Annotated in this window: 15 protein-coding genes and 1 pseudogene; 9 read left to right on the top strand and 7 right to left on the bottom strand. The window is 42.2% G+C overall.

Annotated elements, in window-relative coordinates:
- Positions 1-624 precede the first annotated feature (624 nt).
- Positions 625-2,643: a DUF3324 domain-containing protein gene (locus L2764_RS18385; protein WP_248941786.1), complete on the top strand. Its 2,019-nt coding sequence runs from the start codon at positions 625-627 to the stop codon at positions 2,641-2,643.
- 184 nt (positions 2,644-2,827) lie between these two features.
- Here L2764_RS18385 and hda read toward each other — a convergent pair whose 3' ends face one another.
- The 3 genes from hda to L2764_RS18400 all read right to left on the bottom strand — a co-directional run bounded on the left by hda (position 2,828) and on the right by L2764_RS18400 (position 6,064).
- Positions 2,828-3,538: a DnaA inactivator Hda gene (gene hda / locus L2764_RS18390; RefSeq protein ID WP_248941787.1), complete on the bottom strand. Its 711-nt coding sequence runs from the start codon at positions 3,536-3,538 to the stop codon at positions 2,828-2,830.
- Positions 3,539-3,595: 57 nt separating this feature from the next.
- On the bottom strand, positions 3,596-4,849 hold the full coding sequence (locus tag L2764_RS18395) for a DUF2066 domain-containing protein (RefSeq protein WP_248941788.1): 1,254 nt from the start codon (positions 4,847-4,849) through the stop codon (positions 3,596-3,598).
- Positions 4,850-5,050: 201 nt separating this feature from the next.
- The gene (locus L2764_RS18400; protein WP_248941789.1) at positions 5,051-6,064 is read right to left on the bottom strand and encodes an endonuclease/exonuclease/phosphatase family protein; all 1,014 of its coding nucleotides are present in this window, start codon (positions 6,062-6,064) and stop codon (positions 5,051-5,053) included.
- 434 nt (positions 6,065-6,498) lie between these two features.
- Here L2764_RS18400 and L2764_RS18405 point away from each other — a divergent pair, with 434 nt between their 5' ends.
- From L2764_RS18405 to L2764_RS18430, 6 genes are all read left to right on the top strand, one after another.
- The gene (locus tag L2764_RS18405; protein ID WP_248941790.1) at positions 6,499-6,882 is read left to right on the top strand and encodes an energy transducer TonB; all 384 of its coding nucleotides are present in this window, start codon (positions 6,499-6,501) and stop codon (positions 6,880-6,882) included.
- A gap of 256 nt (positions 6,883-7,138) precedes the next feature.
- Complete coding sequence (gene recC / locus L2764_RS18410) at positions 7,139-10,969, top strand: exodeoxyribonuclease V subunit gamma (protein WP_248941791.1); 3,831 nt, start codon at positions 7,139-7,141, stop codon at positions 10,967-10,969.
- On the top strand, positions 10,969-14,703 hold the full coding sequence (recB, locus tag L2764_RS18415; protein ID WP_376708451.1) for an exodeoxyribonuclease V subunit beta: 3,735 nt from the start codon (positions 10,969-10,971) through the stop codon (positions 14,701-14,703). The genes recC and recB overlap by 1 nt, the downstream gene beginning before the upstream one ends.
- The gene (gene recD / locus L2764_RS18420) at positions 14,700-16,958 is read left to right on the top strand and encodes an exodeoxyribonuclease V subunit alpha (RefSeq protein WP_248941792.1); all 2,259 of its coding nucleotides are present in this window, start codon (positions 14,700-14,702) and stop codon (positions 16,956-16,958) included. The genes recB and recD overlap by 4 nt, the downstream gene beginning before the upstream one ends.
- Before the next feature lie 297 nt (positions 16,959-17,255).
- Complete coding sequence (locus tag L2764_RS18425; RefSeq protein ID WP_248941793.1) at positions 17,256-18,185, top strand: hypothetical protein; 930 nt, start codon at positions 17,256-17,258, stop codon at positions 18,183-18,185.
- 412 nt (positions 18,186-18,597) lie between these two features.
- A complete protein-coding gene (locus L2764_RS18430) occupies positions 18,598-19,626 on the top strand; it encodes a D-alanine--D-alanine ligase (protein ID WP_248941794.1) in 1,029 nt (342 codons plus the stop codon).
- A 102-nt stretch (positions 19,627-19,728) separates the two neighbouring features.
- On the opposite strand, the gene L2764_RS18435 is transcribed toward L2764_RS18430, so the two are convergent.
- The 4 genes from L2764_RS18435 to L2764_RS18450 form a co-directional block, all read right to left on the bottom strand.
- Positions 19,729-21,273 carry a hypothetical protein gene (locus L2764_RS18435; protein ID WP_248941795.1) on the bottom strand — a complete coding sequence of 515 codons (1,545 nt, stop codon included), beginning with the start codon at positions 21,271-21,273 and terminating at the stop codon, positions 19,729-19,731.
- A gap of 101 nt (positions 21,274-21,374) precedes the next feature.
- Positions 21,375-21,905: a hypothetical protein gene (locus L2764_RS18440; protein WP_248941796.1), complete on the bottom strand. Its 531-nt coding sequence runs from the start codon at positions 21,903-21,905 to the stop codon at positions 21,375-21,377.
- A 62-nt stretch (positions 21,906-21,967) separates the two neighbouring features.
- A complete protein-coding gene (locus L2764_RS18445) occupies positions 21,968-22,486 on the bottom strand; it encodes a hypothetical protein (protein ID WP_248941797.1) in 519 nt (172 codons plus the stop codon).
- A 58-nt stretch (positions 22,487-22,544) separates the two neighbouring features.
- Positions 22,545-23,699, bottom strand: coding sequence for a hypothetical protein (locus tag L2764_RS18450; RefSeq protein ID WP_248941798.1), 1,155 nt, complete (start codon positions 23,697-23,699; stop codon positions 22,545-22,547).
- Between the two features lie 370 nt (positions 23,700-24,069).
- Between L2764_RS18450 and L2764_RS28285 the strand changes: the two are divergent.
- Both L2764_RS28285 and L2764_RS18465 read left to right on the top strand, forming a co-directional pair.
- A pseudogene (locus L2764_RS28285) lies at positions 24,070-24,514 on the top strand (RpiB/LacA/LacB family sugar-phosphate isomerase).
- 263 nt (positions 24,515-24,777) lie between these two features.
- The gene (locus L2764_RS18465) at positions 24,778-25,464 is read left to right on the top strand and encodes a 2OG-Fe(II) oxygenase (protein ID WP_248941801.1); all 687 of its coding nucleotides are present in this window, start codon (positions 24,778-24,780) and stop codon (positions 25,462-25,464) included.
- The last annotated feature ends 181 nt before the right edge of the window (positions 25,465-25,645 follow it).

The raw sequence follows: 25,645 nt of genomic DNA on the forward strand, positions 1-25,645 counted from the left end.
AGTGCTTCTTTCTTGAACTCATCTGTGTGTATTTTGCGTATTTTCTTTGTCATCATATTATACCTCGGTTAGTGATTTTACTCACTTAGCCGAGTGTCCGAAAGTACTGCCAAGGATCATAATCATCAAACAACGACTCTCTGGAGCTAAAACATCGATAATAAAATCCAATTCTAAGCAACCCATTGCTTTCATTCCCCATCGGAGTGGCTGAAGTTCGTTTGAATACATAACGTAGAACAGACAAGGATGTCTGTTTAATTTTCGGGTTATAGGGACGTAACATCGGAAATGTTAGTTCTTTATTCTATAAGAACGAGGCACCTAACCAATGCATGTCACTCCGCTAGGGGCAGCAAGGTGATCCAAGAGGGGATTGCTGTAGATCCCCTTTTGGCCCAGTGTGGATGGGAATCCACGACTTTAGCCTCACCGCAGGGTGAAGACCACAAAAGTGGTCTCTTTGAACGGGAGATATCGGACATCGAACTGGCCGTTAGACATGGATGTCGTTATAAATACCCCCTACATTCCCACGGAATACCCAAGCCATCTGACTTATGTTATATTCCTGTAAAACAACAATAATGACGAACAACTTCACGTTACAAGGACAGCCATAAAATGGAACTTTCTTCTTTATCTCGTCTCATGATGAGCTTAAGTTTAACCTTAGTCCTCTCAGCCTGTGGTGGCGGTGGCGATGATACTAGCATTAATAATAATAATGATGACAGCAACAGTGGCACACCCAGTGCCACGATGACTCGCTGTGATACGCTTGCAGGACAGGATGCATCAACTCAATCCTCATTGACCACTGTTAGCACAAACTCCGCGCTGCAATTTCAAATTGAAGCGACGTATTATGCCCAGCAATCTGGCGCAATTTTGACTCAAATTAACACCAACAATAGCCCGTTAAACAGTGTCGATTATCAATTTAACTGGCAACAATTAAGTGGCGAGCCACTAGTATTAATATCGCCTCATAGCCCACTATTAGCGTTTGAAGCCCCCCGCAGCGGCACCTATACATTACAAGTGCACATATCGACTCAGAGCGAAACCTGGAGTGAAAGCATCAGCATCGATGTCGAGGCAGCCAAAACTAACAATGCCCATATCAGAGTCAGCCATCAAGTCACCCAAGGCAGTCTCGTGAGTCTCAGGTATTACGCTATGAGTGATACCATGACAAATTTAAGCTGGTGTATTGCCGATGGCCCAGACTTGTTAGTCGACTTAAGCGAAATAGACCGACCTTTGTTCAGTGCACCCGCCGTTTCACAAGACACCATCAGCACACTACGGGCTATGGCGATAATCGATGGCGCTGAAGTCAATGATGATGTGTACTTGCTTATCACTTTTGAAAACGCCATCACATCTGATTATTTTCCTCAGCCTTTAGCCAGAACCTTTGCCTACCAACCTAGCTCTCCCTATGCCGATGCGATACAAGCCTGTGTCTATTCCAACCAACTCAATGAAAGTTGTTTATTAACCACCCTGCCCTTAATCGGCCAGCAAGATAACGCGGATGCCATGAAAGCAGCCATAGAAGATCGCTTATTAGTCTCTCACCAGTGGATGGGCGATAATTTTATGTTTTTTTTGGAGCAGATGGATCCCCAAGATGATTTTTTAACTTTATTACAATCGGTTACTGCCATTGTGATCAGTGAAGATATTCGTCCGTCTTTTTATTGGGCGCAAACAGGCGCCATTTATGTAGACCCCGACAATTTATGGCTCACAGCCAGCGAACGCGATACCATTAATGAACAGCCCGATTACCGCAGCCAATTTGGCGAATCACTTGATTTCTTGATGCCGTGGCGATATGTCCAAAATAATGATTATGCCTCACAATATTTCTCCATTGCGGCTCGCAGTCCTCGCTCTCTTGAGGCCCTCACGCCCGATTTAGCCTCTTTGCTATATCATGAACTCGCTCATGCCAATGATTATTTTCCTATTTCACTGCACTCCCAACTGCAAGGTCCCAGACTCATCGATGATTATCAATGGATCAGTAATGACCAATTATCGATTTCAGATCAGCTCATCAGCCAAATCCCGCTCACAAGTGATGTGATGCACGCCCTTGCCAATGTCAGCTTTAGAGGCGAAAGTGCCACACAAACCCAACAAGCCTACACACCGAGTGACATTAGTGCCTTCTTTAGCGCAGATGCAGCCAGTGATTATTACGCTTACACCAGCCAACAAGAAGACATGGCGATGTTATTTGAAGAAGCCATGATGAGTGATCGATTTAATATTCAACGCGATGTCGCGGTAACCGATAAGCCTACCAACCCGACTGCCAATAATATTTTGGTTCATTGGGGACAACGTGGCCGCATTGGTGAAGACAAGGTTGCTGAGCGATTTGCCATTGTTGGCACATCCATTTTGCCCACATTGGATACGCAAGCCTTACTGGCTAGCCTGCCCGAGCCAGTATTACTCATAGTGGGTGACACTTGGGCACAAAACGTAGTACAGGCCCCAACCCTATCGAATAGCCAAATGAATACGCTTAACAAAACGCAAGCAAGGGATGATGTGGATACCAGTGCAGAGATTGGCGTTAGCCGCCCTCATCCACCCTTGAAACTCAGTGGTGAGCGTTAACCCAAGCATATTATCTTGCGATTCTCATTCAATATGAAAAAAGCCTATTGGTCATATCACTGACGAATAGGCTTCCGCTTTAACTGTTATTTTTACATCTTGCTACTGAAAATGACTCATGCTCGCTAAACAAAGCGGCTGACTATCACCCGCACTCAATGAATAGAACGGCTAAGTAAAATGCTTATAACCTCAGCATTTCTTTCACAAAAGGGATCGTCAGCTTTCTTTGATGAATAAGCGAGGCTTTATCTAACCGGTCTAATACATCAAATAAGGTTCTCAAGTCGCGCGCCAAACGATTCAATAAAAATCGCCCCACATCATCAGGCAATTGTAAGCCTCTCATTGCCGAGCGCCGTTGCAGTGCTGCTAGCTTCTCATCATCTGCCATGGGCTGTAATTGATAATTGAGCCCCCATTGCATACGAGACACCAGATCCGGTAGCATAAAGCCAGAATCACTCGGAGAGACTTTGGCACTCACAATCAGTGCGCTATGAGATTGCTCAATGAGTCGGTTATACAGATCGAAAATGGCTTCTTCCCAAAGAGGGTGGCCCGCAATCGCATCCACATCATCGATACAAACAAGATCGACATTTTCGAGCCCTTCTAATAAGGCCGTGGAGATGCTGGCGTGTATACCAAGCGGAATATAAAAACTACTGCGGTCTACATCATTCGCCTGCGCGCAGGCAGCATGCATTAAATGGGTTCGACCTGACTTTTCAGGCCCCCAAACAAAGACGGCTTGCTTGGCTTTTCCTTGTGCACAATCTTGCAAACTTTGAATTAATTCATCATTACCTGCTGCCGGATAATAACTGTAGAAGGTTTCATCATCAGGCAAAGAAACAGGCAACGATAATTGTAAAGGTGAACTCGACTTCACTCAGATCTGTCTCAATACGTTATTGTATACTGGCGCGTATGTTAACATGCGCAGCCGCTAATGTCCTTTCCATTGATAAATCGTCGCGATTACGGGGATTTTAGTCGGAGTTTTCCCCGCACTTGGCGTGCCTCCTTGACCTTGTATATACGTGCCTCTTCCTATTGTTTTAGGCGAATAAGGGCTTGATGAGTAAGCCTCAGATCCATTCGCACCCGATGAATAGCTTCCCATAGTAGACATCACCGGTTCGGCAGACTTCGACAAGGGTTTCAATCTGGGTTCTAAGTCCATCACCCGAAACAAGTCAGCTTGGGTGCTGAAAAGCGCAAAGTCATAAGTCACACTATCATCTTTCATTTCAACTAATTGAGAGGACTTTATTGCTCTTAATTGCCCAATATATTTTTCAAGTGCCACCATTTGCTGCATGTTACTTATCCCAGAAAATGTCACTTTAGCAGACAATTGATCGCCTGAGTCGACAATGGCATATTGATCCACATAATATTCACTGACTTTCGCCATCATAGCGCTAATAGCCGTATTCACATTATTCGCGTCGCTATTCATCGATAACAGCGGCGCTGTTGAAGCTGCATTACGGGTTTTAGCATACAAACTCAACGCATACTCCACGCCAGAACCACTGTTTTCAATAGAGGCCATAATAAAAAAGTCCGCTTGATAACGACTCGACGCGCCAGCCACATTATCAACAAACATGCCTCTGACATCCGTGACACTTATCCGCATTGAATCATCCAAATCCATCAAAGGAAAAATAAACGGCATGCCGCGGTTACTCGCCTGACGAGAAAAATCTTCTTTCATCGGAGTATCGGACTCATCACTGGTAATTTGACGCTGACCATTTTCGTTATCACTCACCAGCCAGATTAACGTTAATGGACGTTGTTTACCCCAAACCGGTAAGTTGGCTTGCCTCAATAAATTCACTATACTGCGATTATCAAAGTTTACTTTAAGGTATAACTGCCCCTCTTTCTCTTGATAACCATATTGGGTCATCAAGGCATTGGGGTTTTTATGCTTGGCAGCCACCAAAGGATTTTTAAGCGCACTTTGCAGGCCTGAATTTTTTAAGATCACGTTATCAAACGCTTTCTTTATCCCTGCATTGCGTTGCGCTGTAGAACGATTATCCACACTCACGAGGCTCTCATCCAATTGGGTCACTTCAGCAGCCGATAAGGTAGCAGAAAACATAATAAGAGTACTGAGTACTAAAAGCGGTAACTGGGCGATGAACTTCTGCGCTAAGTTTTTCGGCGCTAAAATGGTCTGCATTGGGATTTTCAGCATCTTTGATGGTTTCTGGAATAACTCAAGAGTAATAAAATTGTACCACAATAAATTATAAAGATAATACTCTGCCTCGGTGTTCTTGATCCCCTGTCAGTCTTCATCAATAAAAAAGCCCCTTTTAACATAAAAACACCTGAAAACCATCGGGTATATCCCCTTTCAGGCGTTATCCTATACTAAAGTTTAGTCATTTTTAACCCAAGTAAAAGAAGCATACATAGGCTCATGATCGCTTAAATCAGTAAACAAACTTAGCTCATGATAATCGCCTAACGTTAATGTATGACTGTCACTGTGATTGGCATAACCAATTTGATCCGTATTAGCACGTTCATCATCACTGCAATTATCAATCGAGGTATCATCACCATCAATTAAATCTTGGCAGGCTAAACGTATACCCGTCTGAGCCAAGAAATCGTCCCAAATTTCACGATGTGCATCTGATTGAGAGTGATCGGCCCATTTCATATTAAAATCTCCGCCAATGACGATGCTCGCATCACTTGAATGGGCACTGATAAAATCGGCCAATTGCTGCATTTGTCCGCGTCTTGCTTCCATGTCCTCATCACTGCGTCCGGCATCCATATGGGTGTTATACACATGCACTTCAAAACCTTCATTAATCTCCATTTTAGCAACGGTAAAGCCCTTTTCAGTTAAACAATCAGGATTACCATCGGTTAAACCACCATAGCAAGATGAGAACTCTTCAGATTCGAAGCTTGCTAACGAATAATCATCATCATCACGTTGCCCCATCTCAAAAGGATATTTCGATAAGCGCAATAGTCCATCACCATAAGAGATGATCCCGCCTCGCCAATGCTTAGAGCGATAAGGATAATTCATCACTTCCACACGGTCTTCATCTTTAATAAAATCATGTTTATCAGGGCTAAACACTTCTTGTAATAACACAATGTCATAACTTGCCGTATTGAGTCTCGACAGTAAAACTTTAAAATCACTTTTTGTATTACCCCCAATACAGTTAGGGAAACCATCCACATTATACGTCACCACACTAAATTGCCCCGACTGGGCATCGTTATAAGTCGGTGCACCCGATTCTTGATAATCATAGCCATTACTACTTTTGGTGCCAGCGGGTGTAAATTTATAATCCCAGCACAATGCAAATGCACTGTGACTCAACATGGAAAGAACGGCGATAACAAAATACTTTTTCATTGATTTTATCCTTAAATCTAACGGAAGGTTTGAGTTACTGCATGCCCAATACTCATAAAAATAGTCATACAAAAGCCAATACAGCTTCATTAAGTATTTTTAATGAACATAAGAAAAAGCATATTGCCATGTGAATATAAAGTTAAAAAGGATGAATTAACGAACAGAGAATCTTGTAAAAAAGCATCCAGTCAAATGATCTGCTGCCATGCGGTTTGAACCCCATTGTGTCCCTCTGCAACCTCTTGTTTCAACCCCCCATTATTTTCATTTCAACCTTACAATAAAAAACAACTTGATATTCACTTAAAAGTAACATTTAATGAATACAGTATATTTATCTGTTTTCATATTAGATGGTCTATAAGGTTTTCGGTTAAAATTCAATAAATTCAATAAATTAGTTTTTTCGCCAATACGTTAAGGAGAGGTTTATGAAGTACTTCATTCTGTTTATTGGCGTTATTGGGTTATCAGCTTGTGTCTGCACTGACACCCGTGATGCACCTGAAGTCATTTCTAAAGCATTGCCTGTTGATTGCGATCATACTCAAACATTGCCCGTTCAGGCCGTTAACGAGCAAATAAAAGGTTGGGTATTATTAGCTTATTACCTTGACAAAAATGGCTATCCTATCGATATGGAAGTCATTGATTCAAATCCAAAAGGTTATTTTGAAGAAGCCGCACTAACCACCTATTCTGCTTGTCGTTTTGTTAAAACAGCTGAGATTGCTGCTAATGAAAGACTCATGATGAATTTAGATTTCAATTATGCACACTTACGTCCTTATACCTCCATTTACGCGCAACAATAAATCCTTCTTCCCCCGAGCACTTTAGCCTTTACTTCATTTCTGAAAATAATCTTTCAGAAAAACCAACAACGACAGTACTCGTCTCAAAATAAACTGACATAAAATTAATTTATACTTTACTTCCCCCTCGAAGGGGTATAATTCATCAATCAATCGATAAGTCATTGCATATGGCGTAAAAGTCGGGGCAATTTTAAATCATTTCAGTATAGAATAGAGCATCACCTCCTATTGCACATCAAGGCTTAAGTCACTCATGCTCTATCTGATCCAATCTAATATGATGGAAGCCCTCTCTAAACAACTGGCAACAGAGCTGGCCTGCCCTTTGCCTAATATGTCATGTTTACAACCCGAACATATATTAGTACAAAGTCCGGGCATGTCGACTTGGTTACGATTAGAAATTGCCAAGCATAATAATATCGCTGCGGTGCTCGACTTCCCGCTGCCCTCAAGCTTTATTTGGCAATTGTGTCACGCCTTGCTTGATGATGTGCCAAAAGAAAATGCCTTCACCAAAGCGGCCATGACATGGAAGCTGATGGATCTGCTGCCGCGTTTATTAAACCATGAGGCTTTTTTACCCCTAAAAGACTATCTTGAACAAGATAATCCGCTTAAGCTCTATCAATTATGTGGCCGTATTGCAGATATTTTCGACCAATACTTAGTCTATCGTCCCGATTGGATTGCGAGCTGGGAAAAGCATGAACACCCCATCAAACTCACTCAAGAACAAGCTTGGCAACCTCTATTATGGCGCGCCTTAATTGATTTTAATGCCAATGAACTTAATCAAAGCCAATACCACCGGGCCAACTTACATCAAGCCCTGTTTGATGCCCTCGATGATCCCAGTACCTGTTTAGCCGCCTTACCCAAAAGACTGTTTGTGTTCGGCATTTCATCCATGGCGCCGCAAACCTTAGACGTCATTTACCATTTAGCGAAACGCATTGATGTCATCATGCTCAGCCTAAGCCCTTGTCAGCATTATTGGGGCGATATTATCGATCCCAAATTACGCGCCAGAATGGCACTCGAATATACAAATAAAAAACAATTAGATACGCTATGGGAAGACAAGCTAGAAGTGGGCAACCCACTATTGGCCAATAACGGCAAAATGGGCCGAGAGCTATTAGATCTGATCTTAGGCTTACCCGAAAGTCATACTCAATTTAACTTTGACTGTTTTATCGATCCTTTAGACATGACGCCTTCAAGCATGGCGCCTTTAGGCGTCAATCCCTTAGCAAGGGCCACGAATAGACAACCGCTACTCGCCGGCGTGCAATCGGATATTTTAAACCTCGAAACCCGTGGTCAAAGCCTAGGGCCAAATGCCAGCCTTTATCAAAGTCTCACTGGCAGACGTTGTTTAGATAAACACGATACCTCGATTACATTAAGAAGCTGCCACAGCCCCTTAAGAGAAATCGAAACCCTGCACGATCACCTGCTAGAGATGCTCGCAAAAAATCCCCTGCTCGCCGCCAAAGATATTGTTATCATGATGCCCGATGTGGCCGCTTATGCGCCTTATATTGATGCCGTTTTTGCTGCCAAGCAAGGCGCTCACTATCTTCCCTACGCCATTGCCGATAGAGGGGCCGCGCAAGAGTCACCGCTGATCAATAGTTTCTTGCATCTGTTGAATATTAATCAGAGTCGATTTGGACTCACCGATATTCTGGGCATTTTAGAAGTCCCCGCTGTGTTAAGGCGTTTTGGATTAGATAATGATGATTTAAGTCTCATTCGCCAGTGGTTAGAGCAAGCCAAAGTGCGCTGGGGACGAGATGAAAAAAGTCGCATGAAACAAGATCTGCCTCCTTTTAACCAGAACTCTTGGGCTTTCGGCATTAAACGCTTATTACTCGGATATGCCTTTAGTGATGCCTCTCCCCTATATCACGATACCCTTGCCGTTGAAGGTATTGAGGGACAATCGGCACAAGCCTTAGGTAAGTTACTCAATTTCATTGAAACTATCGACTTGCATCAATCTTTACTGCTCAGCGCCACGCCGATCACTGACAGACAAATTCAACTCGAACAAATGTTACATGATTTTTATGATGTCGATGACGATGAAAGAGAGCAATTACAAACAGTAAGAGAAGCATTAAGCAAACTGACCACAGAGCTCAATGATGCCTTGCACCACCAAGCCTTGAGTATAGAAGTATTGCATGGGTGGTTTAAGCAAACCTTATCTGAATCGCGTGTTGGGCAACGTTATCTTGCAGGCAGTATCAATTTTTGCACTTTAATGCCTATGCGCTCTATTCCGTTTAAAATCGTGTGCTTATTGGGTATGAATGATGGCATTTATCCCCGGATCCAATACCCAGTGGGCTTTGATCTCGTCGCACATTTTGCTGCCCGTAAAGGGGACCGTTCTCGCCGCCTCGACGATAGATATTTATTTTTAGAGGCCTTACTATCGGCAAGAGAGCAACTTTATATCAGCTATATTGGTCACAGTGAACGCGATAACTCAGAGCGGATCCCATCCATGTTAGTCTCAGAGTTAGTCGAATATTGCCAGCTTTGTTATCTTCCCGAAGCCTTTATACATGAGAGCCTTAACACTGAGCAGCAAACCTGTCCATCAACCGATCCACAACTCGACTCAACAATCGAGATCGGCGACGTTGAACAGGCCATTGCGCAGCAATTATTACACAAAATGCCGCTACAGCCCTTTGATCCTAAGCTTTATCAAACCGGCGCAAACTCTGAAAACGAGCCTGTTCATCTGCAACAAAGTTACGCCATTCAGTGGTGTCCGATCCAAAAACAGGCTACGACGCTACCCGCACAGGATCAGACAGAAACAGCGGCAGTCCTAGAGATGGACTCACTGTATCAAGCCTTTATCGGTACTCATCCTAATGCCCATAAAAGTGATGATAATAGTAAAGAACGTGGGAGACTCGATGCGGCTTCTGCCACAACAGCCTTTTTCACAACAGAAGCAGTTACCACAGAGGAGGAGGAAGCCCTAGACTTATCCGCCTTAGTTCGTTTTTATCGCAATCCGGCGCAGTACTTTTTTAAACGTACTTTAAAAGTGGATTTGAATCTCGATATTCAAATGGATCATAATGATGAACCTTTCTCTTTAGATAACCTTGAGCGATATCAATTACAAAGTCGCATACTCAAAGATACGATTGATAAAGGGTTCAGCCAACCCGATCCCTTGTTTTATCAAAAACTGCAAGCCAGCGGAGATTTGCCTTTATCGCCTTTCGATCATTTATTACTCAACGAGTATCAAAAAGATCTGCTGCCGCTGATCGACAGAATATACTATTTGCAAGGTAATGAGCCACAAGATAAAAATAAACAAAACGATGAGATACAGACAAATACTTCAAAAAGTGCAGCCAACAAACAACATTGTGATATTAAACTTCAATTTGATCTGCCATTTCCGATGACACTAACAGGCCGTATTGATGATATTAGTGCCAAAGGACTGGTCAATTATCGCCCCGGAACCGCGAAATCGAAAGATCTCATTCGGGTTTATTTACGACATTTATGCCTCAATGCCATGGGACTTAATCACCCCAGTTACTTGCTCGACGCAGGTAAATACCATGCATTTGAAAACGTAAAAGCCCAGCAAGCGAAACAACAACTGCAATTGTGGATCTCAGGCTTTTATCAAGGGCAACAACAACCTTTAGCCTTTATTCCAAATACATCCTATGCCTATGTTGAAGCAGAAGGCGAACATCAAGAAAAGCTCGACAGCGCGGCTTCTCATTGGTTAAATGAACAAACCCAATTTGGCGATGCAAAAGATCCCCATTTTCACAGACTCTATCGCTTTCCTGATGATTTTGAAGAAGACACCTTTGGCATCATAAGCCAAACCTTATTATTACCCCAGCTCAGCTTGTATCAAAGCGGCCCACTTAAAGACTTAGCCCATTTTGTCGAGTCGATTGCCGCCACACTCAGCTTAACTGAAACCAGTCAAGCATCCCCCCCATTAGACACACCATCAGGCAAGCACGTTCATGGGCAAAATCAGCATCAAACCAAGAGTGAGGCGCCAACATAATGAGCCACAATATGACGTCTTCAGAGAGCCCCTCACCAACCAGCCAACAAGACAATGTTGAGTTTATACACTCAGCGAGTCTGGACACCCTCACCTTGCCTCTTACGGGTACTCGTTTAATTGAAGCCAGTGCAGGAACAGGTAAGACTTATACTATTTCAGGGCTTTATTTAAGGCTGCTATTAGGTGTTGGCATTGAGTCCCCCTTAAGCTGTGAACAAATTTTAGTGGTCACCTTCACCAATGCCGCCACCGCAGAGCTCAGAGATAGGATCCGTAAACGGGTGCAGGCGACGTTTAAAGGCTTCATGGGTTTAAAGGTTGATGATGATTTTATTAATCAATTGTATGAACAGACCCCAGTCGATGCTCGCCCTGTTTGCCTTAGGCGCTTAGATCTCGCCTTGAAATCCCTTGATGAGGCCGCTATTTTTACCATTCACGGTTTTTGTCAGCGGATCTTGGCCGATCTTGCCTTTGAGTCATCGTTATTATTTGAATCAGAATTCACCTTGGATGACAGTGAATTTTTGCATCATGCCGTCAGAGATTTTTGGCGTGAACATTGTTATGCCATGCCAGAAAATATCGCTGGGATCATCCAAAAAGACATCAATGATCCCGAAGTATTAGGCAAGCAATTACGCTCCTTATTAGGCGCAAGCCTTGCTATCGCCGCGCCAAAACCCATGGCCTTCGATAAGCTCATCGAACGTTTAAACCAAAGCCTTAAGCGCTTTTTTAGCCTCTGGCCTCAAGAGCGAGAAAACCTCGAAACCTTGCTGCATGCGCTGCCTTTAAATGGTGCTCGATTTGGTAAGCTTGCCGATCATTACCCCAAACTGGCAAAAATGTTTGATGAGCTAGACAATTGGATCACCTCAACCGATCGCTTGCCGCCAATGAAAGTCTTGTCACACCTGTCGCTCAACGCACTCAAACTGAATAAAAAACACCCAACCCCCACACCCAACGAGGCACCCTTATTAGCCCACATTGAACAAATTCATCAGCTTTTCAGTGAATTACTGCCCGCTTTTTTATATCAAGCTCGAAGCGGTATTTCACTGCGTTTCATACAGCAAAAAGCAGAACGTAATTTAATGACCCCAGATGATTTACTGTTAACCTTGGCCAATGCGCTAAGCGCTAAAGATGGAGTCAATGAGGCCAATAAAGAACATAGAAAGACTGAGCAAAGTGAAGTAAACGGTCCCGATGACGACCACATGAAGCTGGCAAAACACATCGCGCTGCGCTTTCCTGTGGCCTTAATTGATGAGTTCCAAGATACCGATCCACTGCAATTTACTATTTTCAGTCAGATTTATCAGCAAGCATTATCCAGTGACCATTTAGGTTTATTGATGATCGGTGATCCAAAACAAGCCATCTATGCCTTTCGCGGCGCCGACATTCACACTTATATTCAAGCCCGAGAACAGACCCAACATCATTACAGTCTCGATACCAACTATCGCTCCAGCAAGCTCATGATTAAAGGAGTAAATTGCCTTTTTGACAATCACAATGATGCTTTTATGAGCCAATCCATTCCCTTTGAAGCAGTAAAAGCTGCCGATAGAAAAAGCCATAAAGCCCTGATTGAAACCGTCGATAACACCGTGACGAGCAGTGCATTACGAATACAGCTACTCAGTGAAGAGCCAGAAAAGGGCCTCAATAAAGTCAATGCCAGAATACAGCTTGCCGAGGCGAGCGCTGAAGAGATTTCACGTTTACTCACCCTTGCCCAGCAAGGACATTGTCAGATTGAACAGCGAGCGGTAGTCGCAAAAGATATTGCCATATTAGTCAGAGACCGAAATGAAGCGGCGGTGATTAAAAAAGCCTTAAGACAAAGACAAATAGGCGCAGTTTTTCTCAGTAGAGACAGCGTTTATGACACCCTTGAAGCCCGAGAAATGGCGATATTATTAAACGCTATGGCATTACCGAAAAATGAGCAAGCACTGCGCAGCGCCATGGCGACGCAATTACTGGGGTTTAATTGTGAACAAATACAAAAATTTAATCAGGATGAAGAAGTCAGGCAAGCCTTATTAGAACAATTCTTTCAACTCCATCAACTCTGGAATCAGCGGGGGATCATGCCCGCCTTACTCTTTTTAGCCAAAGAAACCCAGTTGATCGAGCGACTATTAGCCAGTCATGATGGCGAGCGTCGACTCACCGACTTTAGACACCTTGCAGAATTACTACAACAAAAATCCACCGAGATCGATGGCTGTAATGCGCTACTGAACTGGTATCAACAAGCCCTGATAGACAATGCCCAAGCCGAAGAGAATCAGCTCAGATTAGAAAGCGAGCAAAATCTAGTGCAAATTGTCACCATTCATAAGAGTAAGGGGCTTGAATATCCCATTTGTTTTTTACCCTTTGTGAGTCTCGCACGCTCCAGTAGGAAGCCCAGCACGATGCTGTACCACAAAGACGGCCAGCTTATCTGGGATTTGCTGCAAACAGATGAGGGATTTGACGCCTATAAACAGGAAACGCTCGCCGAAGATTTACGTTTACTCTATGTGGCATTAACCCGCCCAATTTATCGTTGTTATTTATCCATTGCCAATCAGAGTCGTTTCACTAAAAAGGACGGACTCAAGAGCCAACTTCATGAAACCGCTATCGGCTATTTATTAGGCATAAAAGACGCTAAATGTGAGTATCAAGATGTTAAGTTTGCGGCAGAGCAACTTGCGTGTGACGCCATTACGATTAATGAAATCAATGACGCCATAGCCTGCACGCCTTTTTATGCCCCCTCCTCATGGGATCAGGATCAAACACTGTCAGCCAAAATACTCAAACGGACCTTATCCACCCCTTGGCGAGTCGGCAGTTACTCGGGACTGGTCAAAAATGTCGGCCATGAAAAAGTGCTTCCCGGCGCCGATGATGAAGGCTTTCCTGAAGTGATCATCATCGATGAAGAGGAAGATGCCTCCCCTAGCCGCTTTACCTTTGAAAGAGGGGCAAATGCCGGTAGCTTCATGCACTTAGTGCTTGAGTTAATTGACTTCACCCAAGCAGAAACGGATTTAGAACAACACTTACCTCAAGCCATGAGCCAGTATGGCTTCGATGAAAGTTGGCAGCCTGTGCTTAAAGCTTGGTATCTGGATTTATTAACCGCCCCCTTAAATCAAGCAGGCAGCTTGTCACTCGCTCAGCTGCCTCCTGAGACCAAATTGGTCGAAATGGAGTTTTACTTACCCATTAACACCTTGAATGCCCACCAGCTCAATACCTTACTGAGTCAATATGGCTATAGTGCTCAGTTACAATTTGATGATTTAAAAGGCATGTTAAAAGGCTTTATCGATTTAACCTTCGAATACCAAGGCCAGTTTTATATTGCCGATTACAAGTCCAATCACTTAGGTAAGCACTTTGAGGACTACCACCGAGATGCCATGAGTCAAGCTATCGCGAGTCACCGATACGATCTGCAATATATTATTTATACTCTCGCTTTACATCGCTACCTCAAGTTACGCTTACCCCATTATGACTTTGATCAACATATGGGCGGCAGTTACTATTTATTCTTACGGGGCATGTCGAACCAGCATCCTCTGTCGGGGGTGTTTTATGATAAACCGCCAAAGGCCTTAATCTTTGCACTGGATGATCTTTTTGAAGGAAAAGCCCATCCACACAGTCAAGAAGCCCCCTCTTATCCGATGCAGCAGGAGCCATTACTATGACACACTCAATGACTCCCACTATGGAAGAAAAAAAGGCCAATTCCTTGAGTTCACCAGACATAGACACGCTGCATGCAACACCTGCGGCGGTAACACAAGGGCCCTTCATTTCAGAGGGGCTGAGCACTTCACTCCCGATTTCAGCGTTGTTAAAACAATGGGAAGAAGAAGACCGTTTAACACCGCTTGATCGGCATTTTTCCCTAGAACTCAGTCATATTCATCAAGAGTTTTCCCCGCTATTTTTATTGATCTGTGCACTATTGAGCCAACAGTTATCTCAGCAGCATACCTGTTTACCTCTTGCTCACATTCAGCTCAATAATCCCTTGCAAGAAAAAATAAGCCACTGTCAGATCACTTGCTCGCGTAGCGAATTAACAGAAAAATTAACCCGCTTTAGCGCCATCGCCTGCCTAGAGCCTGCAGCAACGAATAAGCCCTTAGCAACGAATAAGCCCTTAGCGATGAGTCAGCCCTTAGCAGAAAAAACGCCTTTATCGCTGATCCAATCGCCTATCATTTTAGATAAAGGCTACCTATATTTGCAGCGTTATTATCAATTTGAACGCCAAGTAAGTCAACAGCTTAATCGGTTAGCCAGGGATAATGCTTACTCACTGAATGCAGATAATATCGATGACATCGCCACCACGCTCAATTTACTTTATCCAAAACAAACTAGTGATGTAAACCCAGCAGTTTTTGATTGGCAGAAAATTGCCACTGCAACGGCATTGACCAAGAAGCTGGCAGTGATCACCGGTGGTCCTGGCACAGGAAAAACCACTACCGTCACCAAGCTGTTATTTTTACTCTGCTTACAACACGCAAGTAACATAGAAAAAACGGACGCGGCGCCATTAAGCATCAAACTGGTCGCCCCAACAGGTAAAGCTGCAGCCCGATTAAGTGAGTCGATTAAAGCCTCAAAGTTGCGTCTTAAAGCCGAAATAAAACAGTGGTCTACCGATATAAAAACCATCAATGCCAATAAAACCTATCCCTATAGTGCGCAGCAACACCTCACAGCATTAGCGCAAGTCCCAGAAGAAGGGGCAACCTTGCATCGACTGTTAGGCGTTATTCCTAACTCGCATAAATTTAGACACAATGAAAATAACCCTCTAAGGCTCGATCTGTTAGTGGTCGACGAAGCCTCCATGGTCGACCTACCGATGATGTTCAAACTGTTGCATGCCCTGCCCAGTCATGCGCGGCTTATTTTACTGGGCGATCAAGACCAACTTGCCTCAGTTGAAGCGGGCGCCGTACTGGCCGATATCTGCGCGGGGTTAGCCGAGCAAGCAAATAACCAATGGCGCATGCGCTACTCTCCCGCTCATGCACAAGTCCTGTCCCAATTATGTGATGAAGACCTAAGCCCATTTATCGATAATACACACTTAGGCGATACGACGACGCAGCAAACAGAGTCAAACATCGGTGACAGCTTATGCATGTTAATGCACAGCCATCGCTTTAAGGGCGATGCCGGTATTGGTCAACTCGCCAATGCCGTTAATCACTCCAATAAACAACAAATCAAACGGGTATGGCAAGCAGAGCACCCAGAGCTTTGCTGGCTTGAGCATCAAGTACACTCAAGAGGAAATTTGGGGTTAACCACCTTACTTGAGCAAAGCGTTGCCGCTTATGGCCGCTATTTGACTATGGTGCACAATCAATTGCAATCGAGCGACACCATCATAGAATGTTTCAATGAATACCGCATATTGTGCGCCATGCGCAGCGGTGAATATGGCGTTGAAGGGATCAACCAGAGTATGACCCAAGCCCTATGGCGGGCAAAGCTTATTCAACCCACCCAAGAATTTTACGCTGGACGCCCGATTATCATTCAAAGCAACGATTATAATTTAGGGCTCTTTAATGGCGATATAGGCCTTATTTTGCCTGATAAAAATCGCAACAATAAACTCATGGCTCATTTTATTCAAGCCGATGCCAGCCTACTCAGCGTGCTACCTGCTCGGTTACCTCAGCACGACACCTGTTATGCCATGACTGTACACAAAAGCCAAGGCAGTGAATTTAATCAAGTGGCCTTAGTGCTACCGGTTAATCCCAGTCCCGCGCAAAAACAATTACTCACCAAAGAGCTTATTTATACCGGGATCACCCGTGCTAAGCAGCACTTTGTGTGCCTTGGCAGTGAAAAGGTCTTTGAACAAGCGAGTCTTAAAGCCACGCAAAGGGCTTCAGGCTTGGCCCGAAGGCTGTGGGGTGATTAATCACTCGTTGGATCATTCGAGTATATAGCTGTTACACTTTGTTACTTTTTATCATCACCGCTCTACTTAAAATATTATCTTCACTAAGCAACACATATGATATATTAACCCTCTGATTTTCATTAGCATTAACCGATGCAAATAAAAATCAGAGGTAAGTTTATCAAAAGTAATACACCCGAAACAACATCAGGCATAGGTCATTTTTTACTTTTTAGAAGTTTGTCTGTTTTTTGATATCAAGATTGTTTTTGACTATTTAATATATATAAAAATCCTAAATTGAAGAAATGAAACATGACTGGAAGTATTAATTCAATACAATCTACTGCTATAACGAGTGCTTACGAACAACCTAGCGATTTAACTCTCAAAGGTCAAAACCACGAGCAAAATATTCATATTGGACTTGGATATCTTGATGATCTTAAATCAAAAGTAGAGGGTACTCAATCCTTCAAACAGCAAGTAACCCAATTTTTTGATCAACTATTTTTAAGATTAGAAGACAAACTACTTGGCACAAACCTTAGCGGGTTTTTATCTGGTGTTGAGACACTTTTTACCGATCATGAAATGGATGGCATGCCATTTTTTATAAAATTCGGTGAATACAAATCACAAGTCAGTGCAGAAGGTGATAATGATATAGAAAAATTATTTACATTCGATATTAACAGACAAGCTGATGAAACAGGACAGCATAAAGTCACCTATACCATTCAGTATGGGGAAAATGAACGAAAACTCACCATCGAAAAACACTTACCTCGCGATATTGCTAATGCATATCTTGACGCTCAAGATGCTATCAAAACGAAAAATGAGCAAGAAGCTAAACTAACACAAGAGAACGAAAGGAAAGTCGCACTAGAAACCCAAGTAAATGAAAATTATAGTGATTTCAACTTCTCAGCTCAAGACAGTGATGGTTTTACCGATCCCTTATCTAGACAGCGTTGGGACAATGCCAACTCAGCGATGCTTCAAGGCCAACAGTTAAAACAACAGGGCTTAAAAGAAACGATACAACAAACCTCTCTTGCAGAAACTGTACCGAGTCAGCCGTTTACTCTTGAAGAGCAACAAGATTTAAGAGAGGCAAAAAATGATATCTCATCTGCAAAAAAAGAGTTCGCAGAGATGAAGAAATCGGTGAAACAAAGTTTTGAATCTGTCAATCAAACATTTTTAAAGTTAATGGCCGAATGGAAGGCAAAATCATAAGCTGCCAATAACCTCGGTTAAATCCATGTTAATACTTGACCAAAACCTATACGGCATAGACTATGCTATGCCGTAAAACAGCACTAAGTACTTACAACGTACATGAATTGGATCGGAAATAATTGTATTCAACAACTATCAATTATGAATAAAGCCACCCATAAACTCGTCTTTTTCTAATCATTCTTAAGCCTTACGTTTAAACTCACCAAAAGGTTCCACATTAATCTCAGGCTCAATAGAATTGGTATTATCTTTTGCATTGGTATAAACACAGCTTAAGGTTATAATGCGGCTTTATTTTAAACCTTTATCCTCCAAGCTATTGAAAATGGATGCCATTAAGCCATCGGTATCCATCACAAGAGAATAAAGGCCCATCCTACTATTATGATAGGAACTAGGAGCCCCCATGAAGCCAATTAACCTGCTGCTTGTCTGCGGTGGTGGTGGAGATGAGCATGCGATCTCATTACTTTCAGCTCATTTTTTCGAACACACATTAGCCCAATCGCCCCATTATAATGTCACTCGTGTCGAACTACTGCCTCAAGGTCAATATCAGACCCTTGAAGGTGATCCCTGTGAAATTACCAATCAAAAACAGCTGCGTTTCCACAACAAGACCGCGGTTTGGCCCATAGACTATGTTATTCCTTGCCTACATGGTTATCCTGGCGAAACCGGCGATTTGCAATCTTACCTTGATTTAATCCAGCTAGCCTATTTTGGCTCTGATGCTGAAGCCAGCCGCAATTGCTTTAATAAAGTCACCGCTAAAATGTGGTTTAGTGCGCTGGATATTCCTAACACCCCTTCATTGTTTTTAAGTGAGTTTAATCAAGCTGCCATAGACAAAGCCGCGCATGCTTTACATAATTGGGGCTCAATTTTTATTAAGGCCGCGTCACAGGGATCCTCTGTCGGTTGCTATAGAGTCGATGATGTCTCTCAGCTAAGTGAAAACTTAGCCGCCGCCTTTCACTACTCCAGCTATGTCATTATTGAAAAAACCATTCAAGCACGTGAATTAGAAGTCGCCGTGTATGAATATCAAGGCAATATCATTGCCACCCTGCCCGGTGAAATCATTTGCGCCACAGAAACCTTTTATAGCTTCGATGAAAAGTATGATGCAAGCAGTCAGGCCATCACTGAAGTGATTGCGAAAGGGCTATCCACTGATATTACCGATAAAATCCGCCACTATGCCATCAAAGTCTTTAACGGCATGAAGCTTAAGCATTTATCACGTATTGATTTCTTTTTAACCTTGGATAATGAAATCTTATTAAACGAAGTGAATACCTTCCCCGGTACGACGCCGATTTCCATGTTCCCTAAGATGCTGCAAAACCACGGCCCAAGTTTTAGCGACTACTTAAATGACACGATTTTGTCCCAGCTTGGACTTAAAACAGAAGCCGATACTAAAAGATAAGCTATCTCAACAATTCACACACGCTAAGCCATACAACTAAGCACACAAAACGCCAGTAAAGCCCTGCTGGCGTATTGGTTATTATTCGTTGATGATGTTTAACTATTTAATACAATTAATGCGTAAATCCCACTTATCGCCGCTGTCTTTCGCACCAATCGCAATCGAAAGCGTGCCCATACTGTTTTCATCATAATCAATAATGGCACTTTTTGTCCCGCTGAAATAATTCGTCGTCCAAAAAAGTCGATTATGATTTTTGTCTCTCACCGAGATTGAGTTTGGTGCATCATAAGCATGGATAACAATTTCTAACTTCCCAGTAAAATTAGTGCCAGGATTGTAATAACCCACCCAATCATTGCCTAAATTTTTATGAAACGCCGTACAGCTCCCCGCCACTGTTAATCGTGCAAAGGTAGTATTAATGTCATTAGCAATTTTATTAGTGATCACATGACTTTCACTTGTATCACCAAGGTATATGTTTGCTAAAGAATGTCCAAGCTCATCATTCCAGGTTAATGAGTGTGTCACATTGGCGACTTTAGGTTGCAAGTGAGGTTCAGAGAAGGCTCTAATACCATTAATGATTTGATCATTGGTATTGGTAGTATAAAGGCCATTATCCGCCACATAAATCGCTGGCGTCGCCACTCCAACCACGCCAATGGCTTGGGAATATTTAGTTGTCGCTGGAGTATTCTCGATTTTATTCCAAGCACGATTAGCATAAAAGTTCCCTTGCGAGTGAGACAAGATCACCACCTTATGATTCTGCTCCAATAATGGCAGGTATTGTTCATTTAAGTGCCGATTTAAATCCACATCGTTGATATAGTTATCTTCATCAATCAATGCTAAGGATTCTTTTGCAAAACGTTCAAATACATACTTTTTAGGGGACATAAATATGTAAGCAAACTGTTGCCAAGCTTTTTTATCGGATAAATGGTAATCTTGTTGAATATGTTGCATCGCCACTTCCGCAAGCTCTTCTAGTCGTCCCTCTTTTTGGTTCCAAGCGTGATATACCATATCAACACCTACACGCGGCGCTACTTTTGTTTTAATTGTATTTAGATTGAGTCTAGCCTCCACTGGAGTGTTATTCATCCCATTAACATAGACTAAGGTTTGAAGCGTTGCGGTGCTGCTGGCTGCTAAGCTATCACTCTCTAACTCCTCAAGGGCTAATTGAACATCGGCAGTGTTCATATCAATGCCAATAGGATCAAATACCTGATCTTTCGATAAATTCACTCCCTGCTCGAGTAAGAATGTGGCCATTAATGCTTTTTCCACCTCCGCTTGCGCGGCTATCGCCTCTAATGCTTGCACTTCTTCATAAGACTGAGTCACTGCTTCAGGGATGTGAAAAATTCTGTCCGGTTTAGTGTAAAACTGCGTCTTCTCGCCGGTTGTCAAATCGGTAAAAATCACATCAAATACTGGCCCATCATCTTTACTATCGTCCGCAAATGCCATTCCAAATACACTCGACAGCATTAATAGAGAGGCAAAGCCCTTTATGACCAGACTCACTACTTTATTGTTTAAGACTTTCCCTTGAAAGAGCATTCGATTCAATCCTGTGTACATTGCTTTTTTTAACACACTTTTTTTTAATACTATTGTTATTATCACAACGGATCCTTTTCTTCCCTTAAATCGATAATTATTAATATTGCCTATAAAAAACATTGTTTATTTTCACCGCTAATGACAAGCCCCTTTCATCATTAACATCACTTTTGCATGCATTCTGGAAGCACTTCATTATTAAACTTATCCAGCTTTGATGCTGTTAATTGAGTTTGATTATCAAGGTGTAACGCAGTGGGGAAATAAGTAACAAAAAAATCAAATTGATAAGCAGGAGTCCAGAAGTTGCTACCTTGAAAGTTAACATAAAAATATATGGCATCTTCCCGAGTAATGGCATATTTAGGGCTTTGATATCGAATAATCGGCCCTAATAACTGTATATAGCCAGCCTGTGTATCCACTATTTCTTGTGCCGCAATCCTTTTTAGATCTATATTTAAATCCACCATAGGAATAAAACCTATCTTAGAAACAAAACCTAATTCCTTTATCTTATCGACTAATCCCTTCTCATTCATATTCATTACTGAAAATGGCAAACTCTCCGGAAAGCGATATGTCAGCTTAGGGGCACAATCAGCCTCATAAGTAACTTTGCTACAGCCATTGAGTAGAAAACACAACAACAAGTATCCACATATTAATCCGAATGGTTTCACACTCAGTGTCATTTAATACTCCCCATAAACGGATCCACCTCTATTGGCTTTGACTATGACCTAACTCATTAACATCACTTTTTCATGCATTCAGGAAGCGCTTCAAGATCAAACCGATTTAAGTTCACCCCTATAAGCTTAAGCTCATTCTGAGTGTGATTTTTTGTGGGATATTGAGCCGTAAAAGAACTCAACTGGCTCTCTGTTAGCCATGTTAAATGGCCTCCAATGTCGGCATAAAACCATAAATCATGACTATCTCCGATCCGCAAGAAAGGGGCTTGATAACGAATAACCGGCCCTAACAGCTGTACCGAGTTTGACATCACCTTGATCATCGAAAATTGCTGGCGGGCAGCCTCTGGAAAGTCATCATAGGGTTCAATCTCAAAACTCACTCTTGAAGCTAATCCTAATGACTGTATTTTATGTGCTAGAGCCTCTCTTTCTATATCCATCACCGCAAACAATGCGCTATCAGGGAAACGATATGTCAGCTTAGGGGCACAGTGTTCTTCATAAGTTATTTTGCTACAGCCACTAATCAAAAATACGACAAACAATAGCAATGCTGCCTTTACATTTATCTGCATCTCACCACCTTTAATTCCGCTTATTTTCTGTATTGAAATATATGGCCACGATGTCAGGTTAATTTTCCGAACAGGTTAACGTAAAAGTGAACTTGGCTATTTTTCCTTTGGTATTGTCCGCTAATACTTTTAAATAACCGTCATTTTCAAACAGGTAATTATCGATGGTAAAAGAGTGCTCCACACCTGGATTGACTCTGAAACTCGCTTGCTCGACACCCTTCAATAAATAAGAAAAATCAAATTTCCCCTCATATTGAGTATGCTTAACATTAAGAGTTAATTTTACATTTTCACCGGGCATTAACGTCGACATAGACCAGCTCCCCGTCACCGTACCGTACTTAATAAGTGGCTCAGTAATAAAACACCCTGAAACAGGTTCAACTCCACCACCATCTAATACACAGTCCATACTCTCTGCATTCATAGTTTGCTGATTTAAAAAACTTTGATTACCAATATACCGATTAAAACGCGCTTTTGAGTCTAAATGATGACCCACTATTTTGGCATAAGCATCCTCACCAGCAGCGGATGCCGACAGACACGCATAGCCTTTCAACATCTCTGTAAAATGACGGCGCTTATCTAAGTCATCGGTATCTAATAAAAACTTGCGAGTATAAAAAGATACGTGCTCTAAATAGCCCTTCTCATTCCCTTGAGAATAGAGCTTGGTAATTTCAACCTCGACATCATCACGAATACCATTGCCATTAGTATCAATATTCCCTATGGTACCGTCATCAGCCGCCTCATAAATAATGACGCCATAACTCTGACCATTATTTTGCATAATCAGATCTTCCCATCCATCACCCAGAACCAGCTTAAAATCCTCTTTACCATCACCAGAAAAATAGCCATATTGCAATTGATATTCACTTTCAACTAGAGACACATCCATTAAATCACTAAAAGTGATCTCGGTAATTGTCCAACTGCCTTTATTGCCTTCAAGCTTAAGTGTTTTACTGCCATGAGTAACTGATAGCTTCACATATAAGTAACCCTCTTCATCTTGATAAACCACTGACTCGTCTAAATCGAGTGACGGAATAAAAAAAGTAATATCGCCCAAAATAATCGGGATCCACGCCGAACTCGCATAACCTAATGAAGGCAATAGTAGGCTCCCAAACATGAGAAGTGACAGCATACATTTCATCACTGGTTTTTTTTGTTGTAATACCTTTGCAAACATTCTCATTATTATTTTTTATCCTTTAAAAATAAGTATTTTACTTTCATAAAGTAACCACTTACACCATCCGATTTAATCAGATGGTTAATCTGCCTGAATACTAACATTTCATTTAACAACAATTACCCGATAATAAATCAAATAACCTAATCGACATTAAAACAAAAAAACCACTATATTGATACAATAAATAACATTCGTATCAAACAATAAATCAATAAAAACAAACATAAGCACCTAATACTTTAAAATGCCAAAGCCGTCTTGACATTTCCATGTCACTAAAAATATCCATTATTGGCTTCTTTGATTTAAACGTTTCTTTGCTAAACTTGAGTGAGTATTGAAAATTGGAAAAATTCAACATAGGAACAGCATGAAAATAGCCCTGTCCAGTGACGAACATGCTCCACTTATCGACTTTATCTTAGCGTATCTGATACAGCGGCAGCATAAGGTGAACTACCTTGGGCCTCATAAAGGCGCAAAAGCGGCTAATTGGCCCCAAGTCACCCAAGCGGCAGCAAAACGAGTTGCCACTCAACAAGCCAAACAAGGTATTTGCTTATGTTGGACGGGCACAGGCGCCTGTATTGCTGCCAGGCGTACGCGCCGCTTTATGTCTCGATAGTGAGTCGGCAAAAGGGGCTCGCAAATGGAATCATGCCAATGTATTGGTCCTCAGCATTCTCAGCACGACGATCCCCATGGCAGAAGCCATTCTCGATGTATGGTTTACCACCCCATTAGACAATGATGACTGGAACCTTGAACAAATCGCCTACCTTGATGACATGGAGTCAGTATTTGGAAGGGACTGAGCTTATACAAGAACTTATACAAGAGCTTAAACAATAACTCAAAAGAGCTAAACCCTGCATATTGATGGCCGTTGGAATACAATCAAGCGCTTTAAGTACCAATGTTCCCTGGCATATTTTATCAACAACCTATTTTTAATATATTAAACACTCTATGATTAAAAAAAGCATACGCCTGTTCTGGCATGGTGATAAACTGGCGTATATTCCATTTTTTAAATTAGCGACTTAATGTTAGTTTTCATGCCTAAGGCAGGATGTAGTTGACCCTACCTCACTCGACTCATCAGGATGATGAGCTATCACTTTTTGAATCAATCGCAAATGACATTGCTGATAAGGGTTACAGTATTCATCCATCTGCTTTACCCGACAATTTAACTGCGTTGTTACTGCAACATATGACCGAACTGCCCAATGAGCATTTTAAACGCGCAGGAATTGGGCGAGCCAAAGATCATAACATTAATGATTTTATTCGTACTGATGAAATATGCTGGATAACAACGGATAGCGACGCAGGCTGTGCTTGGATAAAGTGGACTCAATCTCTACAAGATTTTTTCAACAGACGCTTATTTCTTGGATTATCTTCTTTTGAAAGTCACTTTTCTCATTACGCTAAAGGCGACTTTTATAAAACACACAAAGATGCTTTTAAAGGTGAGGACAATCGCGTCTTATCGGTTGTTGTTTATCTCAATCAATACTGGTCAGCCAATGATGGTGGCGAGCTAGTGATTTATAACCCACAATCCGCCACGTCTTCAACCGATAATGATACCATTGTCGTCATGCCAAATTTTGGCTCTATCGTCGTCTTTTTAAGTGAAGAATTTCCCCATGAGGTATTACCCGCAAAACGCGATCGTTATTCGATTGCAGGCTGGTTTCGCTTAAATAACAGTCTGAACACTGATCCTAGGCAGTACTTTCGGACACTGGGTTAAGTGAGTAAAATCACTAACCGAGGTGTAATATAATGACAAGTAAATACGCAAAATACACACAGATGAGTTCAACCGTCCGAGCAAGTACATCTTCAACTGCGTTCATTGATCCCTTATTTTAACGTCTGACTATCACATCAGGAGTTAACATGACTAAACGTTCTCATGAAGAGTGGATTGA

It is taken from the genome of Shewanella surugensis, from assembly GCF_023284005.1.
GTDB lineage: Bacteria > Pseudomonadota > Gammaproteobacteria > Enterobacterales > Shewanellaceae > Shewanella > Shewanella surugensis.